The sequence below is a fragment of the Streptococcus oralis genome, from assembly GCF_023110435.1.
GTDB classification, from domain to species: Bacteria; Bacillota; Bacilli; order Lactobacillales; family Streptococcaceae; genus Streptococcus; species Streptococcus oralis_CF.
Genome location: NZ_JALDWB010000007.1, coordinates 1 through 715 on the forward strand (window position 1 = coordinate 1; position 715 = coordinate 715).

Consider the following 715-nt stretch of genomic DNA (forward strand, 5'->3'; position numbering starts at 1 on the left):
GGAAGTAGCTCAGCTTGGTAGAGTACTTGGTTTGGGACCAAGGTGTCGCAGGTTCGAATCCTGTCTTCCCGATTGATGGCGGTGTAGCTCAGCTGGCTAGAGCGTCCGGTTCATACCCGGGAGGTCGGGGGTTCGATCCCCTTCGCCGCTATAAAGATCTTGTTGGACCTTTAGCTCAGCTGGTTAGAGCTCTCGGCTCATAACCGAGTGGTCGTAGGTTCAAGTCCTACAAGGTCCATTATATATTTTGGAGGATTACCCAAGTCTGGCTGAAGGGAACGGTCTTGAAAACCGTCAGGCGTGTAAAAGCGTGCGTGGGTTCGAATCCCACATCCTCCTTTTTATTATTAACGCGGGATGGAGCAGCTCGGTAGCTCGTCGGGCTCATAACCCGAAGGTCGTAGGTTCAAATCCTGCTCCCGCAATTTGGCTCGGTAGCTCAGTTGGTAGAGCAATGGATTGAAGCTCCATGTGTCGGCGGTTCGATTCCGTCTCGCGCCATTTTATAATAGTTATGCGGGTGTAGTTTAGTGGTAAAACTACAGCCTTCCAAGCTGTTGTCGCGAGTTCGATTCTCGTCACCCGCTTTGAACTTTGTTCAAATTACCAAGTTTTTAACTTGGGCGCGTAGCTCAGGTGGTTAGAGCGCACGCCTGATAAGCGTGAGGTCGGTGGTTCGAGTCCACTCGTGCCCATTAAAGTAGGAGAATTACTC

General features: G+C 51.0%; 8 tRNA genes. All 8 read left to right on the plus strand.

What is annotated here, in order from left to right:
- The 8 genes from M1F97_RS08075 to M1F97_RS08110 all read left to right on the plus strand — a co-directional run bounded on the left by M1F97_RS08075 (position 1) and on the right by M1F97_RS08110 (position 695).
- A tRNA-Pro gene (locus tag M1F97_RS08075) sits at positions 1-72 on the plus strand.
- A 5-nt stretch (positions 73-77) separates the two neighbouring features.
- A tRNA-Met gene (locus tag M1F97_RS08080) sits at positions 78-151 on the plus strand.
- A gap of 13 nt (positions 152-164) precedes the next feature.
- A tRNA-Ile gene (locus M1F97_RS08085) sits at positions 165-238 on the plus strand.
- Positions 239-249: 11 nt separating this feature from the next.
- Positions 250-339: transfer RNA gene (locus tag M1F97_RS08090), tRNA-Ser, on the plus strand.
- A gap of 12 nt (positions 340-351) precedes the next feature.
- Positions 352-425, plus strand: a tRNA-Met gene (locus tag M1F97_RS08095).
- A 3-nt stretch (positions 426-428) separates the two neighbouring features.
- Positions 429-501 (plus strand) — tRNA-Phe (locus tag M1F97_RS08100).
- Between the two features lie 15 nt (positions 502-516).
- A tRNA-Gly gene (locus M1F97_RS08105) sits at positions 517-587 on the plus strand.
- 34 nt (positions 588-621) lie between these two features.
- Positions 622-695: transfer RNA gene (locus M1F97_RS08110), tRNA-Ile, on the plus strand.
- The last annotated feature ends 20 nt before the right edge of the window (positions 696-715 follow it).